The organism is Xenorhabdus taiwanensis (assembly GCF_036512875.1).
Classification (GTDB): domain Bacteria; phylum Pseudomonadota; class Gammaproteobacteria; order Enterobacterales; family Enterobacteriaceae; genus Xenorhabdus; species Xenorhabdus taiwanensis.
Genome location: NZ_AP028978.1, coordinates 987,796 through 1,013,389, shown reverse-complemented (window position 1 = coordinate 1,013,389; position 25,594 = coordinate 987,796). Strand labels below are relative to the sequence as shown.

Below are 25,594 nucleotides of genomic sequence, written 5' to 3'. Positions count from 1 at the left end.
GCCGGTTGGCCATCATGGATAAGATTAAGCGACCTTCATCGTCATCAGACTGACGATATCTGCTTCCAAAGGGGCGCAGATGTACCACACCGTAGTGTACTCCCTTGCAGGCTACAGGAGTGTTGCTGTTGCTGCCCGAAGGTGATCCTCACAAGCGACCGGATCATGGATAAGTCTGACTACGCTAATAAACAGAAATCATCCGGTCAATGGGTAATTCATTTTCCGGGAAAAAAATAATGTTAGGAGTGCGACGGAATTTTTGGGGCGTCAGAGAGAGGCTGTCAATACGCACTGACCCGTTCAGGCCGTTTGGTCTAACACGTTTATGCCCCATTATGTGTTACACACCACTCCTATTAAAAAAGTTAAACTGGATGGAGTCACCCAAGAAATCTAATAACTCATTAAAAGAGTTAATAAGAAAGGCTCAACTAATAGGCTTTATGGTGCATAACCGAAACACAACGTAAGTGTGCACCATAACAATGTGTTAAGTTAAGTCGGCTATTCGCTCATTATCGACATTGCCAGAAGCGGATATTTAACTGTATTAGTCGTCACTTGATCTGACGTTACGAAACAATGTTTATTTCCCGGATGCAAAAACATTCCGTGAAACACTTCATCATTTTTTTCATGTCACCTTACCCGAAAAAGTACAGGAACTGACTACCCGGCTGACCGATAATTTCCAGACTTTAATTCCTGCATCTTCAAATTAATTGCGTATAGTAGTAAACCGTGCTTTTTGACGGAAAATCACTGGGCAACATATCCCACTGACACCCACTTTTGAGGAGATATAACAAGGCACAAAATATCTTGTAAACATCCACTTTTCTGGGGCGTGTGCGTTTCCTGTTGCTGAGCAACAGGGGTTCAATTTCCATGAACACTTTTCGACTAATGTCGCTAGCATAGACTTTTCTCATGCCAACAGTTTACATGAGAAACCATTCTGGTTTAAAAATATTCTGAATAGCTTCTTACAATGATTGATAGCAATCTACTTAGTTGTGATTTTTTTTGTTAAATCTTTGCTATATATTATGTTGTCATTTGGTTAATTTAATTGTACTCTATTAATAGAATAACTTAACCAATGTCTCTAAGGAAATGATGGAACAACAAAAAGTGATCAATACTGTCAAATGTTAAGCCAAGAAAAACTGAGGTATAATATTAAGTTGAAAATTTTACCTGCTTGGAATAAGCTAAAATAGTGGATATTAAATGCAAACAGAAAAATTTGACTAGCACATACCGACTATCTAGACATGTATTATTCATTTTCTTCAATTAATCATTACATCAATAGAGTAAGGGGTTAAATAATGAAGCGATTTTATTTTATCTTTACTATTTTAGGTGCTATGGTACCTTGGTATTATTTTTTTTTATTTTTAACTGAGAATGGTCTGAATTTTTCTTTATTTATACAACTTTTATTTATAAATAATGTCACACGTTTCTTTGCGGCCGATGTGGTTATTTCAGCCATTATATTAATTTTCTTCGTTATTCATGAGAGTAAACGGTTAAAAATGTCAAATGGTATCTATACATTGTTAGGTTTGTGTATTGGTGTTTCATTTGCGTTACCATTATTCCTTTATATGAGAGAAAGGCATATAGAGAATATTTCTAACTCTGTTTAACTTTATATTGGGTGTAGTTAGAAAAGAATTTCATGCTCTTTTAATCTCGCTGATAAGTTTTATTCCTCGCTAAGCGAGGAATAAATATAGTTTATAAGTGTAATATAGGAATTTTTAATAGTAACCCCTGATACCTCTTATTTAAATGTGTTAATTGTTCTCTTGCCAAGAAAAATTTTCATAAGCCTGCTTAGTTATCGAATACATTTGAGTTTGTTGCTAAAGAATTTAAAAAATAGAGCATTGGATTTAATTGGTAAGTTGTTTGGTGAATTATTTTTTATTTTAATTTATTTTTCTTAAAACGATCCTGAATGGGATTATTAGAATCAATTACATAACTCTACTGTTTTACAAAGGAAAAGTATGAAAGAAAAGCAAATTGCTGATTGGATTCTTTACAGCACATGTGATGAGGATGCTTATTCTGAGCTTAAGGCATTGAAAGTTAGTAATGAAGATGAAGTATTATGCGTTACGGGTAGTGCTTGCCGCGTATTGAGTCTCCTTGCTGAGAAACCTAAGAATATAACAGCAATCGATTTTGCTGCTGGACAAAATTATTTATTAGAGTTAAAAATTGCGGCCATTAAGAACCTTACATATGATCAACTGCTTGGCTTTTTCGGAGTTGAGCAGATGTCTAAGGAACAGAGATGGAAATATTTTATTTCGTTAAAAGATAAAATTACTGATGAAGCATTTCAATATTTCTGCTATTACTGCAAGGAAATAAAAGAAGGTGTTCTTTACCGTGGAAGGCATGAAAAATTCTATGTTTATTTTCTATCGCCATTCTTACATTTTCTTTATGGAAAAGAATTTAAAGAGATGTTCGAAACCGAATGTATAGAAAGGCAGAAAGAAATATATTTTAAGAAAATTCGAGGCCCTTTTTGGCGTTTAATGATTAAAAAGGGTTTTTCTAAATGGTTACTCAAAGGTATTTTAAATAATAAAGATTATGAAACAGAGTTTGAAGTCGGTGATCTTGGCAATTATATGCTTAAAACCTTAGATCACACTTTTAGTACTCATCTGGCAAAGTATAACGATTGGTTAAGTATGATGATAAATGGTCGCTATCTTGGTCGACATGCGATGCCGCATTTTCTAAGCAAAGATAGTTATGAGTCTATTCGTAATGCCAATACCAAAATTGAAATCATTACGATGGATCTCGTTGATTATTGTAAAAAAGTTAAAAACGAAAGGTTCTCTGTTTTCTCCTTATCGGATGTATCAAGTTGTATTTCAAAACCGAGATTTAATGAGTTACTTTCACAACTACCTCGGTTAAGTAGATCCAGAGGGAGGCTGTGTTATCGAAATTTTATCTCTCGCCACAAAATTCCAAATGCCCTTTCTCAGAAAATTCAAATTGATGTAGATATGTGTAATCAACTTAATCATAGTGATCGTGCATTCTCCTATCAGTTTGAAGTCGCTCTAATAAATAATTAACACGTCTTTTTTGGGATACTTGTATGAACTTCATGAAACGAGAAAGGGAAACATTAGAGCGTTTATTGCCAGGTTTAGATGAAAAACTCGCACAAACTTCATTAGATATTTTAGAAAGTAAGGAATCACCGGCGCTCAATTGGTTCAGACAAAGTGGTGGAACTAGCTTGCTTATTTCAAAAGCATTGGGAGGCCGTGAAGTTTCAGTATTAGATATGTTGAGAATCCAAAGGGCTCTTGGTAGCCGTAGTCCATCATTAGCTTTAGCGACCAATATGCATACATGTAGCGTTGTTGCTATCCCCAAGTGTGAGGCAAGTGACTTTATATTAAGGTCAATTGCTCAAAATAATTTATTTATTGCATCAGGTTTCGCAGAAGGTAAGGTCGGTACAAGTATTCAGAAACCAGCTATTGAAGTTGAAAGGATACCTAAAGGACTCAGGCTTAATGGATATAAGCGCCCATGTAGTTTAGCCAGAACTATGGATATTTTTACTGCCAGTGCATTGATATCCGAAAAAAATGGTGAAAATAAATTTGCCATTGTTACTGTGCCTGCAAATACGGCAGGTATAACTGTTAAGCCGTTTGGAAACCAAAATTTTCTTGCTGGGGCAGAAAATATGGAAGTGCATTTAGAGAACGTCATCATCAGTGAAAAGTATGTTTCTTATCTTGGTGACGAAATGACTCTGTCACGAGAGTTATCTTATGCATTCCTGTGGTTTGAATTATTTGTTTCAGCATCTTATCTCGGAACAGCTTCTCTGTTGCTTGAAAAGTTATATCAAAGCAATCGTGGTTCCTGTGAAACCAGAATGTCTATTTGCAGTAAATTAGAAATGGTCATGATGGCAATCGAAGCAGGGGCTAGATCCATCATGGACGGTGATATGACTGAAAATGTTATTGCCAGATCTTTAATTGTTCGTTTTGAAGCTCAACAAATTATTGTCGAAGCCGCAAACTGTGCCGCAGAGCAACTAGGTGGTATCGAATACTTGAGCAACTTTGATGTTCCTTATCTTTTAACGGTTATTCGAGCATTAGCTTTTCATCCACCTAGCAAGTGGGTTATGTCACCCTATTTAGACAAATTTATGCAAGGCAACAAGCTTTATATACCTTAATTTTTTGATTTAAAAGGAAAAAATAATTAACATGAATTACTATGAAACTTGGAATGAATTACTCAAATATCGTGCGACAGAATTTGCCGAGCAGCGGGTATTTACTTTTTTAGGTGAAAATCAGGAAGAATTGGCATCTTTAACTTACGCACAATTGTACAAACAGGCAAAAAATCTGGCTGGTGTTTTAAAAGAGAAAGGGCAAGATAAAGACCGAATATTACTTTTATATCCAGCGGGATTAGATTATGTAGTGGCATTCTATGCGTGCTTATATGCAGGCATGATAGCCGTACCATTGTACTCGCCTCAAAATATACGAAAGATAGAGCTCATTTCAGAAATAGCAAAAGACAGTGGTGCTCGTCTAGCGCTGTCAACTCAGAAGTACTTAGATAAAGTAAGCTCAATGTCTGATTCTGTATTGAATGAACTTGAATGGCTAGCCACTGATCGTCAAGTCGATACATCAACAAATTGGCAAGATCCTATTGTTAAAGGAGCTGATGTGGCTTATTTACAGTACACATCTGGTTCTACTTCTTTGCCAAAAGGAGTAGTTTTGACTCATGAAACAACTTTATTCCACTCAGAGGAATTGTCGCATCATTGGCACACAACTCAAGAAAGCGTGCTTGTGTCTTGGCTGCCACATTTTCATGATTTAGGACAGGTTTTTTCGATTCTACAACCTGTTTATAAAGGTTTTCATAGTGTGCTTATGTCACCGACGACATTCATAAAGCAGCCGTATATCTGGCTAAAAGCGATCAGTGATTACCGGGCAACACATAGCTGTGGTCCTGATTTTGCTTATAGTCATAGTGTAAAGAATGTTTCCAAAGCTCAGCTCTCAACATTGAACCTAAGTTCTTGGTTAGTTGCTATTAATGCGGCAGAGCCTGTAAGGGCCAATACTATTAGAGCGTTTTATGACCATTTTGCTGAGGCTGGACTAAGAGAGTCAACTCAGTGCCCATCTTACGGCTTAGCTGAGTCTACATTGGTAATGGTTTCTGATGCAGTTAATGAAAAACCTTATTTTTTGGTATGCAATGCTGCAAAGCTAAGAAAAAATCAAATTGAAATTGAAATTGAATCATCTTCTTCACAGATATTAGTTAGTAACGGTAAAACTGAACTAGATACCCAAGTCAAGATTGTTGATATTGATAATTATCATGCATTAGAAGAGTCTCAGATTGGAGAAATTTGGCTTTCTGGTAAAAGTATCGCTGCTGGTTATTGGCAAAACCCTGAAGCGACCGAAGAAACGTTTAAAGCGAAATTATCTCAGTCGATAGAGAATAGAGAATATCTCAGAACAGGAGATTTGGGTTTTATTTACGAAGGTAATCTTTACATTACTGGTCGTTTGAAAGACCTTATTGTTATACGAGGTACTAATCATTATCCACAGGATATTGAACAAACAGTAGAGCTAAGCCATGGCTTAATTCGGAATGGTTATTGTGCAGCGTTTTCTGTTGAAAATGAAGACATTGAACAGTTGGTCGTTGTTGCTGAGAGAAATCGTTACTATGTGGGCGAAATTGATTACGATGAGGTATTTGATAAGGTAAAAAAAACTATTTCCGCTCGTCATAACTTAGATGTGAGCTATATTCTGATTGTTAGCCCGGGAAGTATTACCAAAACAACCAGTGGCAAAATTCAACGTCGAAAATGTAAAACTGAATTTTTAAACAGCACGCTAAAAACAGTTGCCAAATACCAAAATAAATCTATAGATAAATCGCAAGAAGATGAGGTGTCAAATTCGAAAATATCTAATCTTACCCCACAGAAAAACAACTTAGAAACAGTCCTGAAACATAGTATTGAAGCCTTCATTTGTAGCTGGATAGCAAATAGAATAAACATATCTGTAGCACAAATAGAATTGCGAAAATCATTTTTCGATTACGGATTGAATTCCATGGATACTTTTTCATTCCATAGTGACCTTGAAGCTTGGTTGCAAAAACCTGTTGCAGAAGAATTAGTGTGGGAATCGCATTCGATTGAATCACTGATTAATGCACTAGCATCGCTCGCTATCGGAACGTTTGAGGATAATAAAAAAATCAAGCAGCTTCAGTGTTAATTGAAGCCTAATAAAAACTCAGATGAATTAACTTTCAAACAAGGAAAGAGTATGAAAATCGAAGCAGTTAAACTTGCCCTGCCAAGTAAAATTGTGACTAATGACGATATTATTGATTTAATTAAACAACACAGTAACTCATTTCATGGAGAGCTGGAAACTATACTCAAAGAAATACGCTATTACCTAAAGTATTCTGGCTCCAATACACGCTATTGGCTAAATGAAGGTGAAACACCAATTCAATTGTTGTGTCAAGCAACGGAAGATGCGCTAAAAGCTGCAAATATAAATAAAGAAGATATAGATGTATTAGTGTATGTAGGTATAGGTAGAGGCTTCTTGGAGCCAGGTGGTGCCTATCATGCGGCTAACGCACTCAATATGCATCATGTTCAATGTTATGATGTGATTGATGCTTGTATGAGCTGGACTCGAGCCATGCAGCAATTACAAGCATTATTCGATGCAAGCGTATTTCGCAGAGCATTGGTTGTTAATGCTGAATTCAATATGATAGAAAATGGTGCTATTTATCCTGGTGTATTTAATTTACATGATAGTCGAAGTGTTGAATGGACCTTTCCAGCATTTACTCTGGGTGAGGGAGCTAGTGCAACTATTATTTCCGCTGATGATCCTGATAACCTCTGGACGTTTAATTTTGAATCTCGGGCAGATCTGTCTGATCTTTGTAATATTCCGATTGCTAGATATGAAGGCTACTGCGTAGCATCCGAAAAAATAGGTAAAAATGGTGTTGGTCATTTTACTTCATTTGGTTCGGATTTAGTTAAGTTTGGTAGGCCACATATTCTAAGTGTAATGCAAAAGACACTTAATAATATTGAAATAAGCAATATCAAGGGAATTTTTACTCACGCATCCTCTCAGCGGGATTGGGCAAACTTTGCTTCTGAGTTGGATTTAGATCATTTGGTTCATCATATCTATCCACAAACTGGTAACTTAGTATCAGCCTCTATTCCAGGAGCTATAGCTATAGCGATGGAGACAGGAAAAGTAAAACAAAACGATGAAGTCATAGGTTGGGTTGGAAGTGCTGGTATGTCATTCTGTGCGTATCATTTCCGTCTTTAGATTGTAGACTCAGTATATGCTATGACTATAACAAGTGTTTTTCTGTAATATTCAGAGCGTTTAAAGGAATACTTTATGAGCAATTTTTTTAAGTTAATTTTTAGCTCACTATATTATTATTTTAAATACCTAAAATTAATTATAGGAAAAAAAGTATCACAGGATGATAAACAACGATGCCAAGGTAAAGTTATTTATCAATTCTTGAATACTATGGGTCCATTGTATATCAAGCTCGGACAAATCCTTTCTACTCGTTCGGACTTGATTCCAAATGCATGGGTAGTTGAATTATCTAAATTACAAGATGATACAATTCCCATGAAAGAAAAGATTTTAAAAAAGTGGCTTAGGCAATCTTTATCTCAATCTTTCGAACAAACTTTTAAAAATTTCAACTTTACCCCTTTAGCAAGTGCATCTATTGCGCAAGTGCATGAGGCTACATTAGTTTCAGGGGAAGTAGTCGCTGTTAAATTGATTAAGAGAAATGTTCGCTCAGAAATGAGAAATAATTTAAACCTGATTAGGTACTTTATTAGTGTGGCATGTTTATTTAGTCTAAGATTAAAACAACTTGAACTAAAAGAGCGCTTTAAAGAACTGTCAATTTTACTACAAGAGCAAACGAATTTTGTAAAAGAGCAGCAAAATCAAAAGCAAGTATATGAGAACTATGTAAGCCATCGGTATGTTATTGTACCTAAGGTATATTCTGAGCACAGCAATGAAAATATTATTGTTATGGAAATGATGCTTGGTATTCCTGGTAAGCAGGTAGAAAAAGTAAAATTGGATCGAAAAATACTTGCACGACGTTTGCAAGATACTATTTATACTATGCTTTACATGCATGGTTTTTGTCATGGTGATCCACATCCAGGTAATATAATGTTTACCGAAGAAGGGAAGCTGATCTTACTAGATTTCGGTATTACTGTTTCTTTAACTGAAAATGAAAAATGGGGTTTATCTTCTTTTTACTATGCATGTACACGTAAAGAATGGGATGTAGCTGTATTGCGTTTTACCAATCACTTTGTAACCAGAAAGGAGAAGGTTTTAACGAATTGGGATGAGTACCAAGCTGAAATTAAGGATGTATTGAAACTTCATTTTGATACGTTAGATAACCGTTGGTCAACTATTGGCTATTTTAATGATATTAATAAAGTACTACAGAAATACCAAGCTAGATACACAGCAAACTTTACCAAAGTTGAATTGGTTTTCTTAGGTTGTGAAGGTTTTGCAACAGAGATAGATCCTAACATTAATATTTGGGGCAACGCGAGAATATTTACAGATCGTTTTTCACCTTATATGAGTAAAGAAGTGAAAGCTCGTTTTGATGCATATTTTGAGGAAAAAATGCCTACCTCGATGGAACTTAAGCGCGCGGCAGATGAATCGCTTGTAGCACCCACTCATATTCATAGATATTTTTTCCCTAGTTCATACCCTGTTTTTATTGATAAAGCTGAGAACGGTTACTTTATTGATAAAGATGGAAATAAATTTATTGACTTATCAGGTGGTTATGGTCCACATATTTTGGGCTATAAGCACCCGGTGATACAGAAAGCACTATTTGAAGGAATTGAAAACGGACTAGTAAACGCCATAGGTCATGAACCAGAAGTAGAACTTGCCAAACGCTTGGTGTCTGCATTTCCTGGGGCTGCGCGAGCAGTTCTGTGTAACTCAGGTACCGAAGCAAACCTGATGGCAATCCGATTGGCGAGAGCTTATACCAAGAAAAATAGGGTGGCTAAATTTGAAGGGCACTATCATGGTTGGTCAGATCAAGGCATGGTAAGTTCTTGGTTTCGTTTTAACGGCTCATTATCACACCCTCAGCCTATTAGTGGTTCACAGGGAACTGATAAATATACAATTCAGCACACATCCATATTCCAATATGGTGATCAGGATGCACTACAAAGATTGGTTGATGAAGCTGACGAAACTGCTTGTGTAATATGTGAACCGATGCCATCATCAATAGCTCAGTGTGACGTTGGGTTCCTAAAAAAACTAAGGGAAATCTGTAATAAGCACAATGTAGTGTTGATTTTTGACGAGGTAGTGACAGGTTTCAGAGTAGATTATGGAGGTGCTCAAACCTTAGCAAAAGTAATTCCTGATTTAACTGCGCTTGGGAAAATCATAGGTGGTGGTTTACCTTGTGGTGCAGTTGTTGGCAAAAAGGAAATTGTCGAAATTGCAAAAAGCTCTCAAGACCCATTCTTTGATTACGATAACAAAGCGTTTGTTGGCGGTACCATGAGTGGCAATTCATTAACTTGCCAAGCAGGTATATCTGTTCTTGATTATCTTTATAAAAATCAACATATATACCAAGAATTGCAAGAAAAAAGCACCAACTTGGCAGAGACTTTTAGGTGTGTTGCAAAAGAGTTAAATGTAGACTTGCAACTTGAAGCACGTCACTCAATTTTTTCTATGACGTTTGGTCACAAGTCGTCAAAGTTCTACCGTAAGAAACAAGCTGGCAGCAATTTCAAAGCTAATATAGCTTTAGCTTACTATATGCGTAAGCATGACGTTTACCTACCTGAATTACATTCATTTATGTTAAGTGCAGCTCATACATTAGATGATTTGAATATCATTTCAAACGCTTTCAAACTCAGTTTAACTGAGATGGTTAACGATGGCTTTTTTGTGGATTAAGGAGGTAATGATTAAAATATACTCCTTAAAGATTATGAAGAGTAACAGCGTTTGATACTAGGGCGTGTAATGAGCAACTACCTTTAACGTTAAACCGTGGAATGAATCATTCCACGGTTTATTTGTTTTTATCATTGCATTGAGAATGACCAGTAATTTACGCATACAGGCAACGGTGGCGACTTTATTTGGCTTTCCTGCTTCGATCAAATCTCTTGTAGAAAGTGCAGAGGACGAGATTAGATCTAATGGCTGTTAACGTAGCCATATATCAGAATCATATTAATATGGCATAATATCTGGATTCAAATGACAAGGAATAAAGTAAGATGGAATACAGTTTGGATTTTCGAAAGAGAGTACTGACATACAAAGACAAACATTCGTTGACTTTTGAACAAACGAGCGACCATTTTGACATTTCTATGCGCACCTTATTTCGGTGGAGCCATAAAATAGAGCCTTGCATGACCTGTGATAAACCGTCCCCCAAGATCTTTATGCCATATATGGACGCCCCGGTTGTGCAAACACTAAATTGATACGGTTTGCGACCATATATCCGGCGTCATTATGAACTCATTTGTCCGCGCCATGATGTTATCCGCACCCTATTTCCTTATCACTACAACGGTATATCACTACCTTGGCATAACTCAGGCTATGGCAGGGACGGCAGCCGTTTTCTCATCAGTGTTTGCAAACTCGATACCGATCCAGACGGAACAAACAACGAGTATGAAATACTGTTATAAGAATGTGGCACAACAGAGCACCGCAGCGGTTGGTATTGGTGGGCGGGTTATAAATCGAAAGTTGAGCCGCCGTGTTACCAGCGATGTACTGAGGGTGATCTACTGAAATGGCAAGAAGAGGCTATTTTCGAAGGAATATAACGGAGATTAGATGGAAAAGCAGGTCTTTCTGCTTAGAAATGCGCACATACTCAAAAACCTAATAGCCTCTCTCAATAAATTACCCCTCAACGACGAATTCCCTATTCAAATCACCATATCAGACTCAAGCCGAACACTACCGCAGAACGACAAGTTCCATGCGTTATGTGGTGACGTCTCTAAACAGGGTATTGAATGGGCAGGTAGTACATGGAAGACACCGGAATGGAAATGCATTTTTGTTTCTGGTCACGCTAAAGCGACAGGAAAAGAGGGGCAATTAATCGCAGGGCTAGAAGGTGAACTGGTGCCGTTGGCAAGGGAAAGTACCGCCGGAATGAGTGTAAAGCGCATGAGCAGTTTAATTGAATATTCACAGGCATGGGCTGTATATCAGGGCGTCAATCTTACAGAAAAACGCTACACGCTGAACTATTACGGTCATAGGGTTTAAATTAAGTGGAGGCAGGAGCAGTGACAGATAAGGACGTGGTATTTAATGAATGAGATTAAACAATAACTGAAATGGCTAGGACAAAAGAAACACATAACTTTGTGTGATACATAACAAAAACCACTAATCTCAATAGACAGCATATTAACTTATGTAGAGGATTATCTTATGTATTCATTATCTATGATAAACCCTATGATTCGCGATTATAAGCAATATCAATCAGATGTAACGGATGATATCCAAGCATGTTTAGAAAGTCTTGAGTGTCAACCAATTCTTTTTATTGGATCAGGCCTAACTAGGAGGTATGCAAATGGGCCAGATTGGGAAAGTTTATTGAAGAATTTAATGGCGAAGTGTCCAGAAATCAAGCATCCATTTGCTTATTACACACAAAAAAAAGTAACAAACATAGATATTGGAACTATTTTGTCTGACGCTTATCGTGATTGGGTGTGGGGAGATGGACGAAATGAGTTTCCAGAAGAGCTATTTTGTGAAGATTATGAAGGGGATATCTATCTGAAGCATAAGATAGCTGATTTTTTCAAAGGTTTAAATATAGTTAATCAAAGAGAGTTTGCTAAAGAAATAGAAGCGTTAAAAAAGATAAGGCCTCATTCTATAGTCACAACAAATTATGATAATATTATAAATAATATTTTTCCTGATTATGAAGTTATCGTTGGTCAACAGATTATTAGATTAGCCAATGGAAGTGTTGGGGAAATATTTAAAATACATGGCTCTTGTGATGAACCAGAATCAATAGTCATTAATAAAAATGATTATGATATTTTTTTAAGCAAGAAAAAATACCTTAGTGCTAAGTTATTAACTTTCTTTGCTGAACACCCGTTAATATTTATTGGTTATAGCATTGAAGATGAGAATATAAAAGAAATTTTATCTGATATAGATGAAATTTTATCTGAGGGAGGGGGGTTAATTAGCAATATATACATTTTGCATAGAGATGCTGATTTAAATGATAATACTTATCCGTCTCGAGAAGCTCTAATCCCAATAGATAATAATAAATCTATTAGAGTGAAAAGAATAGTATCTAATGATTTCACATGGGTTTTTGATGCTTTTTCAGATAATCCAACAATAAATAATTTTGATCCGAAGGTTTTAAGAGCATTATTGGCAAGAAGTTATAAGTTGATAAGAACTGATATTCCTAAAAATCCAGTACAAATAGACTATAAAAGATTAAGTTCTATCGCTAATGAAAGTAATGAATTACCTCGTTTGTATGGGATAACGGATGCTTCAACCCCTGAAGCATTTAATTCGAATTACCCATTTAGCTTAACAAGATTAGGGCAGGCATTGGGTTTTAAAGGATGGCATGGCGCTAATGACTTACTTCAGAATGTGAAAGAAATTACAGGGATCGATCTAAAATCATCTGATAATAAATATCATTGCGCCATAATGAATGGTGAAATAAAAGTGTCCAGTAGATACTCCAATGAAGCGAAAGAATTATTAATATTAGTTAGAGACGGGAGACGGTTCAGTCTTGATATGGGTTAAGTTATTGGCTATTTACAAAAGCCGCCTGATGGCGGTTTTTTATGGAAAAAGGAAATAAAATGAAATACCTCATATTCATCGGATTTTGGTTCGCATTATCACTAATGATGGGACTGGTGTTAGGGGGATAGGGTGGCAAAGGCGAGAACGCCGAAGCCCAAGACTTGTAAGATTTGTCAATCAGAATTCACACCTAGAAGTACTACTCACACCGTCTGCTCTCTCGAATGCACCATTGAATTATCAAATAGAAACATCCAACGCAAGGAGGGCAGAGAACTCCTCCGCCACTTCTACTTCTCGCAACGTCTCCTAAAGTCTACTTTTCCCAATAAAATCAACGAAAATCCCCAAATAACACTTTAGTAACGTCTACTGGCATCTATTGCAATGTACCCCAGTCAGGGGGTATATATAGGGGTAACTTTCTGTACCCCCTAAAAAAATACCCCCATTACTGTGAGGGGGCAAGGATGCTAGAAATATGAAACTAACAGCCCGGCAAGTTGAAACAGTAAAACCCCAAGATAAAGATTTTAAGCTATCGGATGGCGGTGGCTTGTATCTGTTGGTAAAGACAACCGGTTCTAAATACTGGCGACTGAAATACCGCATTGCAGGAAAAGAAAAGTTACTCGCTATTGGTACTTTTCCGCTTATTACGTTGGCAGAGGCCAGAAGAAAACGTGATGAAGCCAAGAAACTGATAGCCGAAGGTATTGATCCCAACCAAGATAAAAAACAAAAGAAGCTGGCGGCTCAGGGAGAAATCAGTAACACCTTTGAAAGCATTGCGCGTGAATGGTACGAGGGAAGAAAAGATCGGTGGTCTGTTGGTTATCGTGAAGATATGATGGACGCATTCGAAAAAGACGTTTTCCCTTATATTGGTCATCGCCCGATTGCTGAAATAAAACCCCTCGAATTGTTAGACCTTCTTTCTATTATGGAAAAGAGAGGCGTCACCGATAAATTAAAGAAAGTCCGCCAACGCTGTGGTGAAGTTTGGACATATGCAATTATTACTGGCAGAGCCGAATATAACCCAGCACCAGATTTAGCGAGTGCTTTTATCCCTCATCAACGCGAACACTACGCTCACCTTTCAGTAGATGAATTACCTGAATTTCTGCGCTCTATTGATAAATATATGGGTAGTCAGATAGTCAGAACGGCTTTGCGAATGCTTATATTAACGGGTGTTCGTCCGGGAGAACTTCGCAAGGCTGAATGGTCAGAAATTGATTTAGATAAGGCTGTTTGGACAATTCCAGCCGCAAAAATGAAAATGCGCCGTACTCATGTAGTGCCATTATCAGAGCAAGTTATCGATTTATTGAAGCAGATTCAGCCTATCAGCGGCAGTTATCAGTATGTTTTCCCAAGCCGGACAGATTACAGAAAGCATATATCTGATATGGCAATCAATACCATGATCCGCCGCATGGGATATTCAGGGCGGGCGACAGGTCACGGATTCCGGCACACAATGAGTACCATCCTGCATGATCAAGACTTCAACACGGCATGGGTTGAAAAACAGCTTGCGCACGTCGATAAAAACAGCATTCGAGGCACGTACAACCATGCTCAATATCTGGATGGTCGCCGGGAAATGCTGGAACGAGGCGAAAATGTGCTGATCGGGAAATTTGGCAAAAGGGCATAAAGATAGAGATTTTTTAAGAAAAATAACATAAAAAGCAACGCCCCAGAGTGCTCGAACACATCTGAGGCGTCTGACCAAACCGTTAAATGAGGTAACGATGATGGCTGATACACAGTCTAACCAAACTCACCCCAAATTTACATCTTCATATAAAACAGACGAACAAAAACCACTCGATTTTATCCAGTCTGTGAAAAAATCCGCCATGTATCACTGGGAAAATCTGCTGCCAGCATGTGGTATTGATATTCCGGCAAAGGGTAAACATGGCGCTTGCCCTGTCTACGGTGGTAATGACCGTTTCCACTTTATTGACGATCACCATCATGGCAACTGGCATTGCCGCCAGTGTGACGCTCCGAACTATGGTGATGGGTTGGATTTAGTGGCTAAAACCAAAGGGATCTCAATTTTTGAAGCAACAAAGGTTGTTGTAGATGCTCTGGCATTGCCTTTGCCAGAATCCAAACTAGCCAAAATGCTGACTAGGAACGCTAAGCCAATTGCTGAACGTATCGCGGCACTGGTTGCCACTGCTGTTGCAGGGGAATCTCAATATCTGGTGAAAAAGGGACTGCAATGCTCCAATCAGCGGATGTTAAAAGACGGTTCTTTATTGCTGGTAACTCAGACACTGGATGGCGCAATTACTGGCGCACAGACCATCAAGCCAAATGGTGAAAAACGACTTGTTGCAGGTACACAGAAAAAAGGCAGTTTTATTCTGGTAACTGAGATTACCGGGACGCCGGACACAATCATCATTACCGAAGGTTATGCTACAGCTTTAACAGTCAGTCAATTACATAAAGGCGTGGTACTGGCAGCGATTGATGAAAGTAACCTATTAATTGTTGCCGAGCAGGTTAGAGCTCAATATCCAAACTCCAGAATCATCATTGCCGCTGATAACGACTGGCACGAACCGGAAGAACGAGACAAAAATGGCAGGCTGAAAAAGAATATCGGCAAGGTTGCAGCAGAGAAAACCGCTAAAGCGATTAACGGGTGGGTAACGTTACCACCAACTGAGTACAAAGCTGACTGGGATGATTATCGCCAGCAACATGGTGTGGATATGGCAAAACAAGCCTTTACTCAAGGGCTTTATCAACCGACATCAACCAAGAAAAAAGCAGCCATTCAGCTTAATAATGATGCCGAGCCTTCAAAACTGACATTATGCCAGATGGGAGCCAGCCAACGCGGGGAAGTATTGCTGTCACGTTATAACGGTGATCTGGCACTGGATGGTGCTTTGGAAACCGTTCATCACTATGACAGTATTATCTGGCGTCCGGTCAGTGACCGTGATTTAAAACGGGAAATGGTCGCCGCCTTTATGGAAGAAAAATTACCGTATTCACCGCATGGTATCAGCTCTGCTGTGGATGCCCTGAAATTACAGCTTCCCATGATGCAGCCTCCAGAACGTCACTTAATCGGGTTTAGTAATGGCGTATTTGACCTGAAAGCTTGTCAGTTCCGGCCTCACCGCAAAAATGATTGGCTGCTTCTTGCCAATGATGTTGAATTCAATACCCCTGTTTCGAGGGAAACTCTGCAAGATCACGCACCACAATTCTGGCGCTGGCTCAATCAAGCAACAGCTAACTGTGAAAACAAGGCATATAGAGTGCTAGCGGCGCTGTTTATGGTGCTGGCGAACCGTTATGACTGGCAACTTTTTCTGGAAGTCACCGGAGCCGGAGGCAGTGGCAAAAGTATCTTTGCCGAAATTTGTTCCATGCTGGCAGGTAAAGGCAATACCGTTTCCGCAAGTATGGCTGCACTGGAAAATCCACGGGAACGGGCGTTGATTGTTGGCTATTCGTTGATCATCCTGCCAGACCAAACTCGCTATGTGGGTGATGGTTCAGGCATCAAGGCGATTACTGGTGGCGATGAAGTTGCTATTGATCCAAAGCATAAACAACCTTATTCAACTCGCATTCCTGCGGTAGTGCTGGCAGTAAATAATAATGCCATGAGTTTCAGTGATCGCAGTGGTGGTGTGTCGCGGCGTCGGGTTATTTTTAACTTTTCCGAAGTCGTACCGGAAAATGAACGTGATCCACTCCTGCGGGATAAAATTGCGGCTGAATTGCCCGTAATTATCCGGCATCTGTTACATCGGTTCACTGATCCACAAGCCGCAAGGCGTTTACTGGCAGAGCAGCAGAAATCTGCGGAGGCGCTGGATATCAAACGCGGCACAGATCCATTGGTCGATTTTTGCGGTTATCTCATTGCTTCCCATGAAGTTGACGGCCTATTAATCGGCAATGCGGAAATTATCCCCGTAAGTACCTCTATCACGCCTACCTTGCTTATATGAAAGGCAATAACCTGAATAAACCTGTTTCCGTGACTCGCTTCGGGATGGATATGCCGGGCGCACTGGCGGAGTACAGCCAGCAATATTTACGCAAGAAAAGCAAACAGGGCATTCGCAGCAATCTGAGCCTGAATCTTGATACCGCTATCGAATGGATGCCGAAACTGACAAGGAATAGCCAGCCAGAAGAATAATTTTTTTCTGATTACAGGTATTTTTCAAAGAAATATAAAAAAGTGTTCACCACTGTTCACTCTATAATTTAAACCAAATATATCAACGTATTATAAGATGAATAGTTATTTTAAAACTGTTCACAACTATTCATCACTGTTCACCTTTTTTTGGTTGGAGGTGAACGGTTGGGTGAAGAGTAGTGAAGAGTTTAGTTTCAACTCATCACCCTTTAATAATATGAATTTAAACAAAAATATTCAAAGGTGAACAGGGTGAACAGTTTTATCCATAATCCTTTAATAGGGAGGGGGTAGGTAAAGATGTTTTCTCTGGCAGGTGATCTTTTAGCTCTCCGAGTTACCGGGCTAATGCATTAACCCGGTAGCTTGGAGAAGACAAGCGTAGCGCGTCAGTGTGGGGTTGAACTACTATATAGAAATCATTGGAAATTACCTTTAGCCTGATTCTGGACAAAAGTGAGCTAGTTGTACTAATTTGATTACCAAATAAGACTCGATCTGACACTATTAATGATCTAAATGAAACCTAACCAGATAAGTGGCGTTGTGCCAATGGTGGACATTACAAACACCTGATTGAGTAAAATGAATCGCAGGTTAAAATAGTTTAACTTTTGCAGAGTCGATTTTTAATTTAAGGAAGAATATGTGGAAATTAAGAAAAATTAAGAAAAGTGAGTATCCAATATCCTTTGTTAAAGATTTTCATTACCTAACAGCAATTATCCAGCATCTGGGAGCCCATGAGCGTTGGAACAGCCGAACGCCACGGAATATCGCAGATAGTCTAGGTATGGATATGAATCAGGTTGAGCGTGTACTGAGCTCTTATCCTGCATTCTTTCGGCGTTCAAGCAACCTTAGTACTCAGGGTGAACCACTTTTTATGATTCATCTCCGTTATGCGCGGCGAAAAAAAAATGAGGACACTAGTGCCCGCGAGTCACCTCCGATAAGCTCATCTGAAATGGGATTTCTCCTAGATTTGGTTACTAAGATGATCAGTATCGAAGAACAGAACAGAAGGCTGGGCTTTGAAGTTAAAAATAACAACCTTAAAATATGGTCAGCATTGATATTGGCCTTTATTTCTTCTGCAACAGCCATTGTGACCGCATTACTAAAATAAGGAAATCCAATGCAACTTACCTCTTTTCGCGTGAAAAATTTCAGATCTATTTTTGACAGTGGAATTATTACAACAGACAAGTTAACCGCCGTTCTTGGCCGGAATGAAAGCGGTAAAACCAATTTGCTACTAGCGCTTAAAAGCTTGAATCCTGCAGAGGGATTTGGGGTGCTGAATAAAGTGAAAGACTTCCCGAGGCATCGTCTGCTTGATGACTGTACACCTAGTACACCGGTAGTAGAAAGTTCCTGGGTTTTAAGTTCCAGTGAACGCGATGAGCTTTCATCAATATACCCGCGAGCGCAAAATATTACCTCTGTGTCCATTAACCGAAGCTATAACGGAAGAAGCATTGGTTTTCATAACCTGACGGATTTTGTGCTGGACACCAAAAAAATCAAAAGAAACCTAACGAAAATTGCGACCCAAGCTGAAGTATTTTTTGACGACCCTGAACGCAATACAGAGCAGGGTAAGGCTGAACTGAAAGTCATTAAAAATCTTTGCGACGGGATCATCTTTTCGTCAGGAAATTATCTTCAATGGGCGGCCAATGCAAAAGAAAAACCACAGGCGCTGAGAAGATCTCTGATGAAAAATTGCATTGAGCTTAAGGATGAACTTGAGGACTCGTTGCTTGCAATTGAAGAGAAAATTTCTGAAGTGCTGAATGATGAAGAGAGAAACAAGGCTGCCAGAGAATGGATAGTTAAAAATATGCCGGTATTTATACTGGTAGACGATTATCCCGAAATTAATGGACATCACAACATGACGGCTTATTTGCAGAGACAGGCTAGTAAACAGCTAACTACTGCAGATATCAATTTTGAAAAATTATGTAAAGTCGCAGGTATTAGGCCAGAGGAACTGGCCGAGAATAAGGCGTATTCTGAAGTACGAAACCAACTGGTGAACCGCAGCGGTGCAGTCGTGACCAGCGAAATCAAGCGCCTATGGAAAGACCGTTCGCTGAAAATACGATTCAATGTTGACGGAGATTTTTTTGACACTTACGTATCTGACTCTAGCCATGGATATGATGTCGAAGTTAACCTCGATGAAAGAAGCCGCGGTTTCAAATGGTTTTTCTCTTTCTATATTAGCTTCGTTGCTGATACAAAAGGCGGCTCCGCTGAAAATGCCATCATTTTGCTGGATGAGCCGGGATTATATCTACACGCTAAATCTCAGACTGATCTTCTGAACCATTTGTCTGAAGATTTTACTAACCAAATTATCTATACAACACACTCTCCATTTTTAGTGCCTCTCAAAAATATATCGGCGGTTAAAACGGTTTCCATCACTGAAGAAAAGGGCACCGCAGTAACCAATGATCCAAGTGGTGACTCCACAACTCTATTCCCTTTACAGGCCGCTCTGGGGTATGACATAGCACAGTCTCTCTTTATTGGTTCACACAATCTGATTGTGGAAGGTGTGACCGATTTTTGGTATTTGAGTTCAATTTCTGACTATTTGAACTCATTGGGTCGGAAAGGGCTTAACGGAAATATTACTATTACTCCAGCGGGTGGAGCACAGCGTGTTTCATATATGGTATCACTGTTGTCTTCTCAGAATCTGAGCATAGTCGTACTGTTGGATGATGAAAAACAGAGCAGAGAAACATCAAAAGAACTTCAGCAGCAGGGAATGCTCAATAGGAAAAATGTGTTGTTTGTCTCTGAAGCTCTTGAAGAAACCAGAAAGGAATGCGACATAGAGGATTTGTTCAACCGGGATAATTTTATCAAATTTGTATGCGAAAGTTACGATCTTGAGGTTAACTCATTAATATTAAATGAAAAAATTCCTCGCATTGTAAAACAGTTTGAAAACCATCTCTCTAGCGTTAAGAAGACATTTATAAAAGCCAAACCAGCAAGATTTTTTCTCAACTGCATGAAAAATGAAAAGAGCAACCTTCTTCAGAAAGAAGAATTAAACAGATTCGAAGAACTTTTCGAACTTGTCAATAAAAGAATGTCTTCCAGAAAGTAAATAAGAGAGAAACCACCATTATTTTTACTATTAATCATTCGGTTGTAAACAGTAATCCTTCCATTTTTAATCTGCTCTTTTGGTGGTAGGAATTTTTTACATCCGATTTTTCCAATTTTCGGATCTACACCGGAAAAAGAGAAAAGTCCGCATTGCTTATGCATATACCCCACATCTGCATATATCCAGTAGATGAAATGTGACTATAATGGCGCGACGGGAAAAGCTAAAGTCTAAATCTGACTGGACTAAGGAAGCGCAAGCCGCAGTTAATAAATATATATTTTGGCGTGATTACGGTCAGCCATGTATTGCCTGTGGCAGAGCGCTGAATTACGGCGTGAGAGGAGGGGCAGTTGATGCAAGTCATTACAGATCAAGAGGTTCGGCATCACATCTCAGTTTTAATCTATTCAATATTCATGCTGGTTGTGTCCAATGTAACCGCGACCTATCAGGGAATTTAATTCCATACCGCATAAATCTGATTGAGAAGATTGGTGAAGAACGAGTCACTCGATTGGAGCACGACAACCAACCACGCAAATTCGATATCGATTACCTGAAGCGAGTGAAAAAGATATTCACCCGCCGTGCTCGGTATTACGAAAAGCGGCGGAAACGCGAGTACATGGAGGCCGCATGACAATTGATGCATGGATTGCCATTGGCTCATGGGCGATTTTCACGCTCATCTATCTACCGTGGCAAATAGTGCGGCATAGAAAACGAATGAGGGTCATTAGTGCAATCAGAAAAGGCGCAATCCTGATGCGGAAATATAAAGCGCTTAAGGAGTTAAACAGTGGTGTTTACTAACTTTAAGGAGACTCAAGCTTACGCAAGGAAGCGTCGGCTGAAAGAGGGGAAGCACATCGAGTTAAGAAACTAGAGCCGTCTGATACACCGTTAATTATTGGGTTACTGGCATCCGGCTTCTCTCAGAGAGTGGTAGCCCATAAATTTGATGTCACGCGTGGAGCAATAAGACGATTAATCAACAGGGTAAAACAACAACAGACAGTGGCGGGAATAAGATGAGTTATATAGGTGAAAGTATTGTGGTCAACAAAAATTGGTCACTGGCTTAGCGTTTTTCCAAAATAATCGTTCTGACTCATTGGGTGTTAACCCGTTGTTATACCAGTGAGGACGAAGCTGACTGTAATAACCTGTTATATATTGGGTAATAGAGTGGTGAGCCTCCCTAAAATTTGCATATCCCGCTAAAGGAACCCATTCGCTTTTTAAGCTCCGGAAAAAACGTTCCATCGGGCTATTATCCCAGCAATTTCCCCGCCGGCTCAGGCTTTGTCTGATACTATAACGCTGCCATAATCGTCTGAACGCTTTGCTCGTATAGTGACTACCTTGATCACTGTGAAACAGGATCCCTTGAGGCCTCCCCCTGGATTCAAATGCCCTTTCTAACGCTTTCTTCGTCAGTTCAGAGTCCGGTGAGAAAGACATCGCCCAACCGATGGGTTTACGGGCAAAAAGGTCGATTACGACCGCCAGATAAGCCCAACGTTTACCGGTCCAGATATACGTTACATCCCCACACCACACCTGATTGGGTTCGGTAACCGCAAACTGACGGTCAAGATGATTAGGAATATCGACATGTTCCTGTTCCTTACGGGAATAGCGATGTGTCGGCTGCTGGCGACTGACCCGCCCCAGTTCAGCCATTAATTTTCCCGCCAGCCATCGGCCCAATGGCCTGCCTTGGGTGGTGACCATCGTCGCAATTGTCCGTGCACCGGCTGAGCCGTGGCTCTCGTTAAAGGCTTCACGCACCAGACTCTTTAATTTTACTCGCTCAGGATCGGGCAACTTCTCCCGGTTTTGCCAGGCTTGATAACTACTGCGATAAACGCCAAACAGTTGGCAAAGGAAAGTCACGGGATAATGCACTCTGAATTGCTTGATTAGCGAGAATTGTTCAGGTAATCCGACATCAAGAGTGCTGAAGCCTTTTTTAAAACGTCGTTTTCCATTTCAAGGCGTTGGAGTTTCTTTTTCAGGTTGCGGATTTCAATGTGCTCCGGCGTGATGGGCGAAGCGTTGGGCGATTTTCCCTGCCGTTCCTGCTTTAACTGATGAACCCATCGCCCCATGGCGGACTGACTGACATTCATGGCGCTGGCGGCGTCGGCAATACTGTAGTTTTGGTCAAGCACTCACTGTGCTGACTCCAATTTAAATTCGGGGCTGAAACTTCTTTTCATCATGTCACCTGTTGAATTATTGAAGTGAGAATATCACCTCTATGACGGTGACCAAAATCATTGAACCACATCACGTTAAGGCTGGCAGACACCGATGTACTGATCGGGATCTCGGCAGTGCCCTGATGTTCATCATCCGTGGGCGTAAATTGTACTATTGTCGTCGGTGGAATAGGAGACAGGGCTAACGGCCAGATACGGGAGAGAATGCCGTGAACAATTTCGGGCAAATTAACCACTTAATTTTGGCTTGGTCATAAGTCTCAATGTCTTGCCAGCCTTCGGCTCCCGCCATAATGGCACTGACAACGAGGAAAATAATATCAACCAGATCGTATTGACGATTAATATCAGAGCGGGTTTCTTTCACAACGGATAAGTGTTCAATCAGAGTCATGGGTAAACAATGAGAAGGAAAATAAGTCTCATTAGATCATGTCATTTGCCCTCATTCAAGAGATACTAAAAAAATATGCTCGCGCCCTGTTGAGAGACATAACCTGAATCTTCGTCAGTATTTGGCAAGGTTGACTCGTAAAACGTTATCTTTTTCAAAATCCGTGGAAATACATGACCGAGTCATTGGATGTTATCTGAACATTCATCATTATCAATAAATTGGAATCATGACCTATTTAAAGGAATACCCACTCGTTTACTTCGTTCATAACGGGTTGCACTTATTATGTGAATGCAAAATTTAAATTATTCATCCCCTAATTTTTTTGTTTTTAGTTAATACAGTAAACCAGGTGACAATAAAAAGAAAATAAAGATATTATATAACAAACGGTAAAATGATTATCCAATATCCTTGGTATATAAAAATAGATATTATGGTACAGTTTAATCTTGTTAAGAATATGTAGCATTCTGATATAAAATATATAATAAGACAATGTTTAAACTGAGATAACATAATGGTGGTTCAATTTATTGCTCGGTAATCAATCATGTAACTTGTTCTAATCAAGATTTTAATGTTAATTAATCGTTAACTTTAACACTTTAATAACTCATGTGGTTACCTTGGATGTTTTTATGAAGGATAAATAACTCTATTTTTAATAGTGAGGAACTGCATGTCCTGCAAAAATAAAAGCTGTTAATTGTAAATCACTCCTAATTAAATTGAATATACAGGTTTTAAAATTTGAAAATTGTTATTCAATTAACAAATAAACTCACAGGCTTTTTATCAAAAAAGAAAAGCAATACTTATTTATAAATGATCAATTATTTTTTAACATATTAGGAAGATCTATCATGTCAAGTTACAAAAATACAAACCTGAATGACAACCAATTTGTTATCATCCCCGATCCCGGTACAGAAACCAAACCCGGTGATATTTGGGGAGCAGGTGCTACAGAAAAAACTTATGAGGTTAATAAATTTGATCCCTCAACCGCAGACAGTGATTTAAGTTATACACCTGGACGAGTAGCTAAGAACTTATTTAATCACTATGAATCAGTTCCAGGTTTCGAAGTTTTCGGCTACTTATCTGACTGGGGAATTTATGATTCCCGCTATGGTAATGAGCCCGGTGATACCAATGTAGATTATAAAGAAGGCGGCCGTGGCACCGATATTATGCGACTACTGGACGAAGGCAGTTCCCTGCCTTACTTTGACCGTATTATAGTCGGATTCGCTGGTATCATTGGTGATGAAGGATTGAAAGAAGAAACCATTAACCAAGCGGCTATCGATTTCAAAATTGCATCCGATAAAAGCGATCTTCCTAATCATAAAGGTGAAGCTACTTTTACCGATTATTGGGGTGACACCGGTGCCTACCTTAACTGCGGTTTCCCCGGCTGGAAAGAGACTGATTTTACACCAGAGAATGCACAGGGTGTATTAGGTGCACTAGTGAAATTACACAAAAAATATCCAGACATGCCGATTGGCCTAAGTCTGGGGGGCTGGTCAATGAGCCAAGCTTTCCATTTTATTGCGAAAGAGTCCGAGCTGCGCCAGCGTCTGGCTAAGTCACTGAAAAAAATCTTTGATCTCTTTCCCATGTTTACCGATTTGGATCTCGATTGGGAATATCCAAACTACAAGGGTGAAGAACACAATAGCTATGATGAGGAAGATCCAGAAAACTATGCCGAACTCATTAAAGAAATTCGTAAAGAATTGCCTGATATCACCATCAGTATCGCTACAATTGCTGTACCGGCAGGGCTAAAAGCTGCCAATATTCCGCTACTACTGGAAGCTGGAGTCGATAAACTTAATGTTATGACTTACGATTTCTTCGGAACACCTTGGGCTGAAAAATTAGGTCATCACACTGCTTTAAAATTTGATCCTGATGAAGAAACGCAGAACTCAATAGATAAAGCTGTCAATTACCTAGTGGATGAACTCAATGTCGAGCCGAAGAAAATTAATATCGGTTATGCTGGGTATACTCGAAACGCACAGCAAGCATCCATAGCCAGTATTTCCCCAATCTACGGCCGCTATACGCCGAGAGGCAATATTGCATTAGGAAGCTTCGAATCTGGTACCACCGAATGGCCGGATTTGTTACGTAATTACCTCGACAGTAATATGGATGGCATTAACGGCTTCACCGTATATACCGATGAAGTTGCCAAAGCCGAGTTCCTTTATAACCAAGAATCCCGCCTATTCATGTCACTGGATACCCCGTACAGCGTGAAAGAAAAAGCGAAATACGTCAAAGAAAAAGGACTTGGCGGCATGTTTATCTGGATGATTGACCACGATAACGGCCTGTTGACCAATGCCGCACGCGAAGGGCTCGGGGCGGCGACGGTCGGTACATCGCGCGTTGATATGGCTCCTTTGTGCCTGTCTGCAGCAGAAAAGACGAAAAACAAAACAAAGTAATCTCAATTTATTCTTATCAGACAATACCTTAAATAGCGTATTGGATTAATTACCCAACCCAACCAATGCGCGGTGTTAACTGCTCAATAAT

The 25,594-nt window shown here is 39.3% G+C and carries 16 protein-coding genes and 7 pseudogenes; 18 read left to right on the top strand and 5 right to left on the bottom strand.

What is annotated here, in order from left to right; translation table 11 throughout:
* Window positions 1–731: 731 nt before the first annotated feature.
* A pseudogene (locus ACE1SE_RS04450) lies at window positions 732–935 on the bottom strand (transposase); the annotation flags it as partial.
* Between the two features lie 402 nt (window positions 936–1,337).
* Here ACE1SE_RS04450 and ACE1SE_RS04445 point away from each other — a divergent pair.
* From ACE1SE_RS04445 to ACE1SE_RS04420, 6 genes are all read left to right on the top strand, one after another.
* Entirely contained in the window at window positions 1,338–1,661 is a 324-nt protein-coding gene (locus tag ACE1SE_RS04445) for a DUF2834 domain-containing protein (RefSeq protein WP_374052819.1), read from the top strand.
* A gap of 366 nt (window positions 1,662–2,027) precedes the next feature.
* On the top strand, window positions 2,028–3,125 hold the full coding sequence (locus tag ACE1SE_RS04440) for a DUF3419 family protein (RefSeq protein WP_374052818.1): 1,098 nt from the start codon (window positions 2,028–2,030) through the stop codon (window positions 3,123–3,125).
* A 23-nt stretch (window positions 3,126–3,148) separates the two neighbouring features.
* A complete protein-coding gene (locus ACE1SE_RS04435; protein ID WP_374052817.1) occupies window positions 3,149–4,258 on the top strand; it encodes an acyl-CoA dehydrogenase family protein in 1,110 nt (369 codons plus the stop codon).
* 31 nt (window positions 4,259–4,289) lie between these two features.
* Window positions 4,290–6,365, top strand: coding sequence for an AMP-binding protein (locus ACE1SE_RS04430; protein WP_374052816.1), 2,076 nt, complete (start codon window positions 4,290–4,292; stop codon window positions 6,363–6,365).
* 51 nt (window positions 6,366–6,416) lie between these two features.
* Complete coding sequence (locus tag ACE1SE_RS04425) at window positions 6,417–7,466, top strand: 3-oxoacyl-[acyl-carrier-protein] synthase III C-terminal domain-containing protein (protein ID WP_374052815.1); 1,050 nt, start codon at window positions 6,417–6,419, stop codon at window positions 7,464–7,466.
* A gap of 75 nt (window positions 7,467–7,541) precedes the next feature.
* Window positions 7,542–10,163 carry an aminotransferase class III-fold pyridoxal phosphate-dependent enzyme gene (locus tag ACE1SE_RS04420; protein WP_374052814.1) on the top strand — a complete coding sequence of 874 codons (2,622 nt, stop codon included), beginning with the start codon at window positions 7,542–7,544 and terminating at the stop codon, window positions 10,161–10,163.
* A 57-nt stretch (window positions 10,164–10,220) separates the two neighbouring features.
* Here ACE1SE_RS04420 and ACE1SE_RS04415 read toward each other — a convergent pair.
* Window positions 10,221–10,434 (bottom strand): annotated as a pseudogene (locus tag ACE1SE_RS04415) (hypothetical protein); the annotation flags it as partial.
* A gap of 58 nt (window positions 10,435–10,492) precedes the next feature.
* Between ACE1SE_RS04415 and ACE1SE_RS04410 the strand changes: the two are divergent.
* From ACE1SE_RS04410 to ACE1SE_RS04365, 10 genes and pseudogenes are all read left to right on the top strand, one after another.
* Window positions 10,493–10,660, top strand: a pseudogene (locus ACE1SE_RS04410) (IS630 transposase-related protein); the annotation flags it as partial.
* A 76-nt stretch (window positions 10,661–10,736) separates the two neighbouring features.
* Window positions 10,737–11,024, top strand: coding sequence for a hypothetical protein (locus ACE1SE_RS04405; protein ID WP_374052813.1), 288 nt, complete (start codon window positions 10,737–10,739; stop codon window positions 11,022–11,024).
* A 45-nt stretch (window positions 11,025–11,069) separates the two neighbouring features.
* Window positions 11,070–11,513, top strand: a complete 444-nt coding sequence (locus ACE1SE_RS04400; protein WP_374052812.1) for a recombination protein NinB — start codon at window positions 11,070–11,072, stop codon at window positions 11,511–11,513.
* A gap of 168 nt (window positions 11,514–11,681) precedes the next feature.
* On the top strand, window positions 11,682–13,061 hold the full coding sequence (locus ACE1SE_RS04395; RefSeq protein ID WP_374052811.1) for an SIR2 family protein: 1,380 nt from the start codon (window positions 11,682–11,684) through the stop codon (window positions 13,059–13,061).
* A gap of 484 nt (window positions 13,062–13,545) precedes the next feature.
* Window positions 13,546–14,730 carry a tyrosine-type recombinase/integrase gene (locus ACE1SE_RS04390; RefSeq protein ID WP_374052810.1) on the top strand — a complete coding sequence of 395 codons (1,185 nt, stop codon included), beginning with the start codon at window positions 13,546–13,548 and terminating at the stop codon, window positions 14,728–14,730.
* Window positions 14,731–14,935: 205 nt separating this feature from the next.
* A pseudogene (locus ACE1SE_RS04385) lies at window positions 14,936–17,262 on the top strand (phage/plasmid primase, P4 family).
* 649 nt (window positions 17,263–17,911) lie between these two features.
* Complete coding sequence (locus ACE1SE_RS04380; protein WP_374052809.1) at window positions 17,912–18,394, top strand: hypothetical protein; 483 nt, start codon at window positions 17,912–17,914, stop codon at window positions 18,392–18,394.
* Window positions 18,395–18,403: 9 nt separating this feature from the next.
* Window positions 18,404–20,401, top strand: coding sequence for an AAA family ATPase (locus ACE1SE_RS04375; RefSeq protein WP_374052808.1), 1,998 nt, complete (start codon window positions 18,404–18,406; stop codon window positions 20,399–20,401).
* A 211-nt stretch (window positions 20,402–20,612) separates the two neighbouring features.
* Window positions 20,613–21,047, top strand: a pseudogene (locus ACE1SE_RS04370) (recombination protein NinG); the annotation flags it as partial.
* Window positions 21,044–21,220 (top strand): hypothetical protein, encoded by a 177-nt coding sequence (locus ACE1SE_RS04365; RefSeq protein ID WP_374052807.1) that lies wholly within the window; start codon window positions 21,044–21,046, stop codon window positions 21,218–21,220. The pseudogene ACE1SE_RS04370 and the gene ACE1SE_RS04365, both read left to right, overlap by 4 nt.
* Before the next feature lie 246 nt (window positions 21,221–21,466).
* Here ACE1SE_RS04365 and ACE1SE_RS04360 read toward each other — a convergent pair.
* The 3 genes and pseudogenes from ACE1SE_RS04360 to ACE1SE_RS04350 all read right to left on the bottom strand — a co-directional run.
* Window positions 21,467–22,584, bottom strand: a protein-coding gene (locus ACE1SE_RS04360) for an IS3 family transposase (protein WP_374052806.1) whose coding sequence is annotated in 2 segments (ribosomal slippage) — window positions 21,467–22,386 and window positions 22,386–22,584 — 1,119 coding nt in all. Because the reading frame shifts where the segments join, the coding sequence is not laid out codon by codon here.
* Between the two features lie 47 nt (window positions 22,585–22,631).
* Window positions 22,632–22,862 carry a type VI secretion system baseplate subunit TssF gene (locus ACE1SE_RS04355; RefSeq protein ID WP_374052805.1) on the bottom strand — a complete coding sequence of 77 codons (231 nt, stop codon included), beginning with the start codon at window positions 22,860–22,862 and terminating at the stop codon, window positions 22,632–22,634.
* Between the two features lie 2 nt (window positions 22,863–22,864).
* Window positions 22,865–23,029, bottom strand: a pseudogene (locus tag ACE1SE_RS04350) (transposase family protein); the annotation flags it as partial.
* Between the two features lie 28 nt (window positions 23,030–23,057).
* Between ACE1SE_RS04350 and ACE1SE_RS04345 the strand changes: the two are divergent.
* Window positions 23,058–23,249 (top strand): annotated as a pseudogene (locus tag ACE1SE_RS04345) (IS1 family transposase); the annotation flags it as partial.
* Between the two features lie 649 nt (window positions 23,250–23,898).
* Window positions 23,899–25,503, top strand: coding sequence for a glycosyl hydrolase family 18 protein (locus ACE1SE_RS04340; protein WP_374052804.1), 1,605 nt, complete (start codon window positions 23,899–23,901; stop codon window positions 25,501–25,503).
* Window positions 25,504–25,594: the final 91 nt, after the last annotated feature.

Bases quoted from the DNA above. Each gene is read 5' to 3' on its own strand.
- ACE1SE_RS04435 (WP_374052817.1), top strand. From the start codon at position 3,149: ATGAACTTCATGAAACGAGAAAGGGAAACATTAGAGCGTTTATTGCCA.
- ACE1SE_RS04340 (WP_374052804.1), top strand. From the start codon at position 23,899: ATGTCAAGTTACAAAAATACAAACCTGAATGACAACCAATTTGTTATC.
- ACE1SE_RS04375 (WP_374052808.1), top strand. From the start codon at position 18,404: ATGCAACTTACCTCTTTTCGCGTGAAAAATTTCAGATCTATTTTTGAC.
- ACE1SE_RS04365 (WP_374052807.1), top strand. From the start codon at position 21,044: ATGACAATTGATGCATGGATTGCCATTGGCTCATGGGCGATTTTCACG.
- ACE1SE_RS04420 (WP_374052814.1), top strand. From the start codon at position 7,542: ATGAGCAATTTTTTTAAGTTAATTTTTAGCTCACTATATTATTATTTT.
- ACE1SE_RS04445 (WP_374052819.1), top strand. From the start codon at position 1,338: ATGAAGCGATTTTATTTTATCTTTACTATTTTAGGTGCTATGGTACCT.
- ACE1SE_RS04395 (WP_374052811.1), top strand. From the start codon at position 11,682: ATGTATTCATTATCTATGATAAACCCTATGATTCGCGATTATAAGCAA.
- ACE1SE_RS04380 (WP_374052809.1), top strand. From the start codon at position 17,912: ATGTGGAAATTAAGAAAAATTAAGAAAAGTGAGTATCCAATATCCTTT.
- ACE1SE_RS04425 (WP_374052815.1), top strand. From the start codon at position 6,417: ATGAAAATCGAAGCAGTTAAACTTGCCCTGCCAAGTAAAATTGTGACT.
- ACE1SE_RS04430 (WP_374052816.1), top strand. From the start codon at position 4,290: ATGAATTACTATGAAACTTGGAATGAATTACTCAAATATCGTGCGACA.
- ACE1SE_RS04405 (WP_374052813.1), top strand. From the start codon at position 10,737: ATGAACTCATTTGTCCGCGCCATGATGTTATCCGCACCCTATTTCCTT.
- ACE1SE_RS04400 (WP_374052812.1), top strand. From the start codon at position 11,070: ATGGAAAAGCAGGTCTTTCTGCTTAGAAATGCGCACATACTCAAAAAC.
- ACE1SE_RS04390 (WP_374052810.1), top strand. From the start codon at position 13,546: ATGAAACTAACAGCCCGGCAAGTTGAAACAGTAAAACCCCAAGATAAA.
- ACE1SE_RS04440 (WP_374052818.1), top strand. From the start codon at position 2,028: ATGAAAGAAAAGCAAATTGCTGATTGGATTCTTTACAGCACATGTGAT.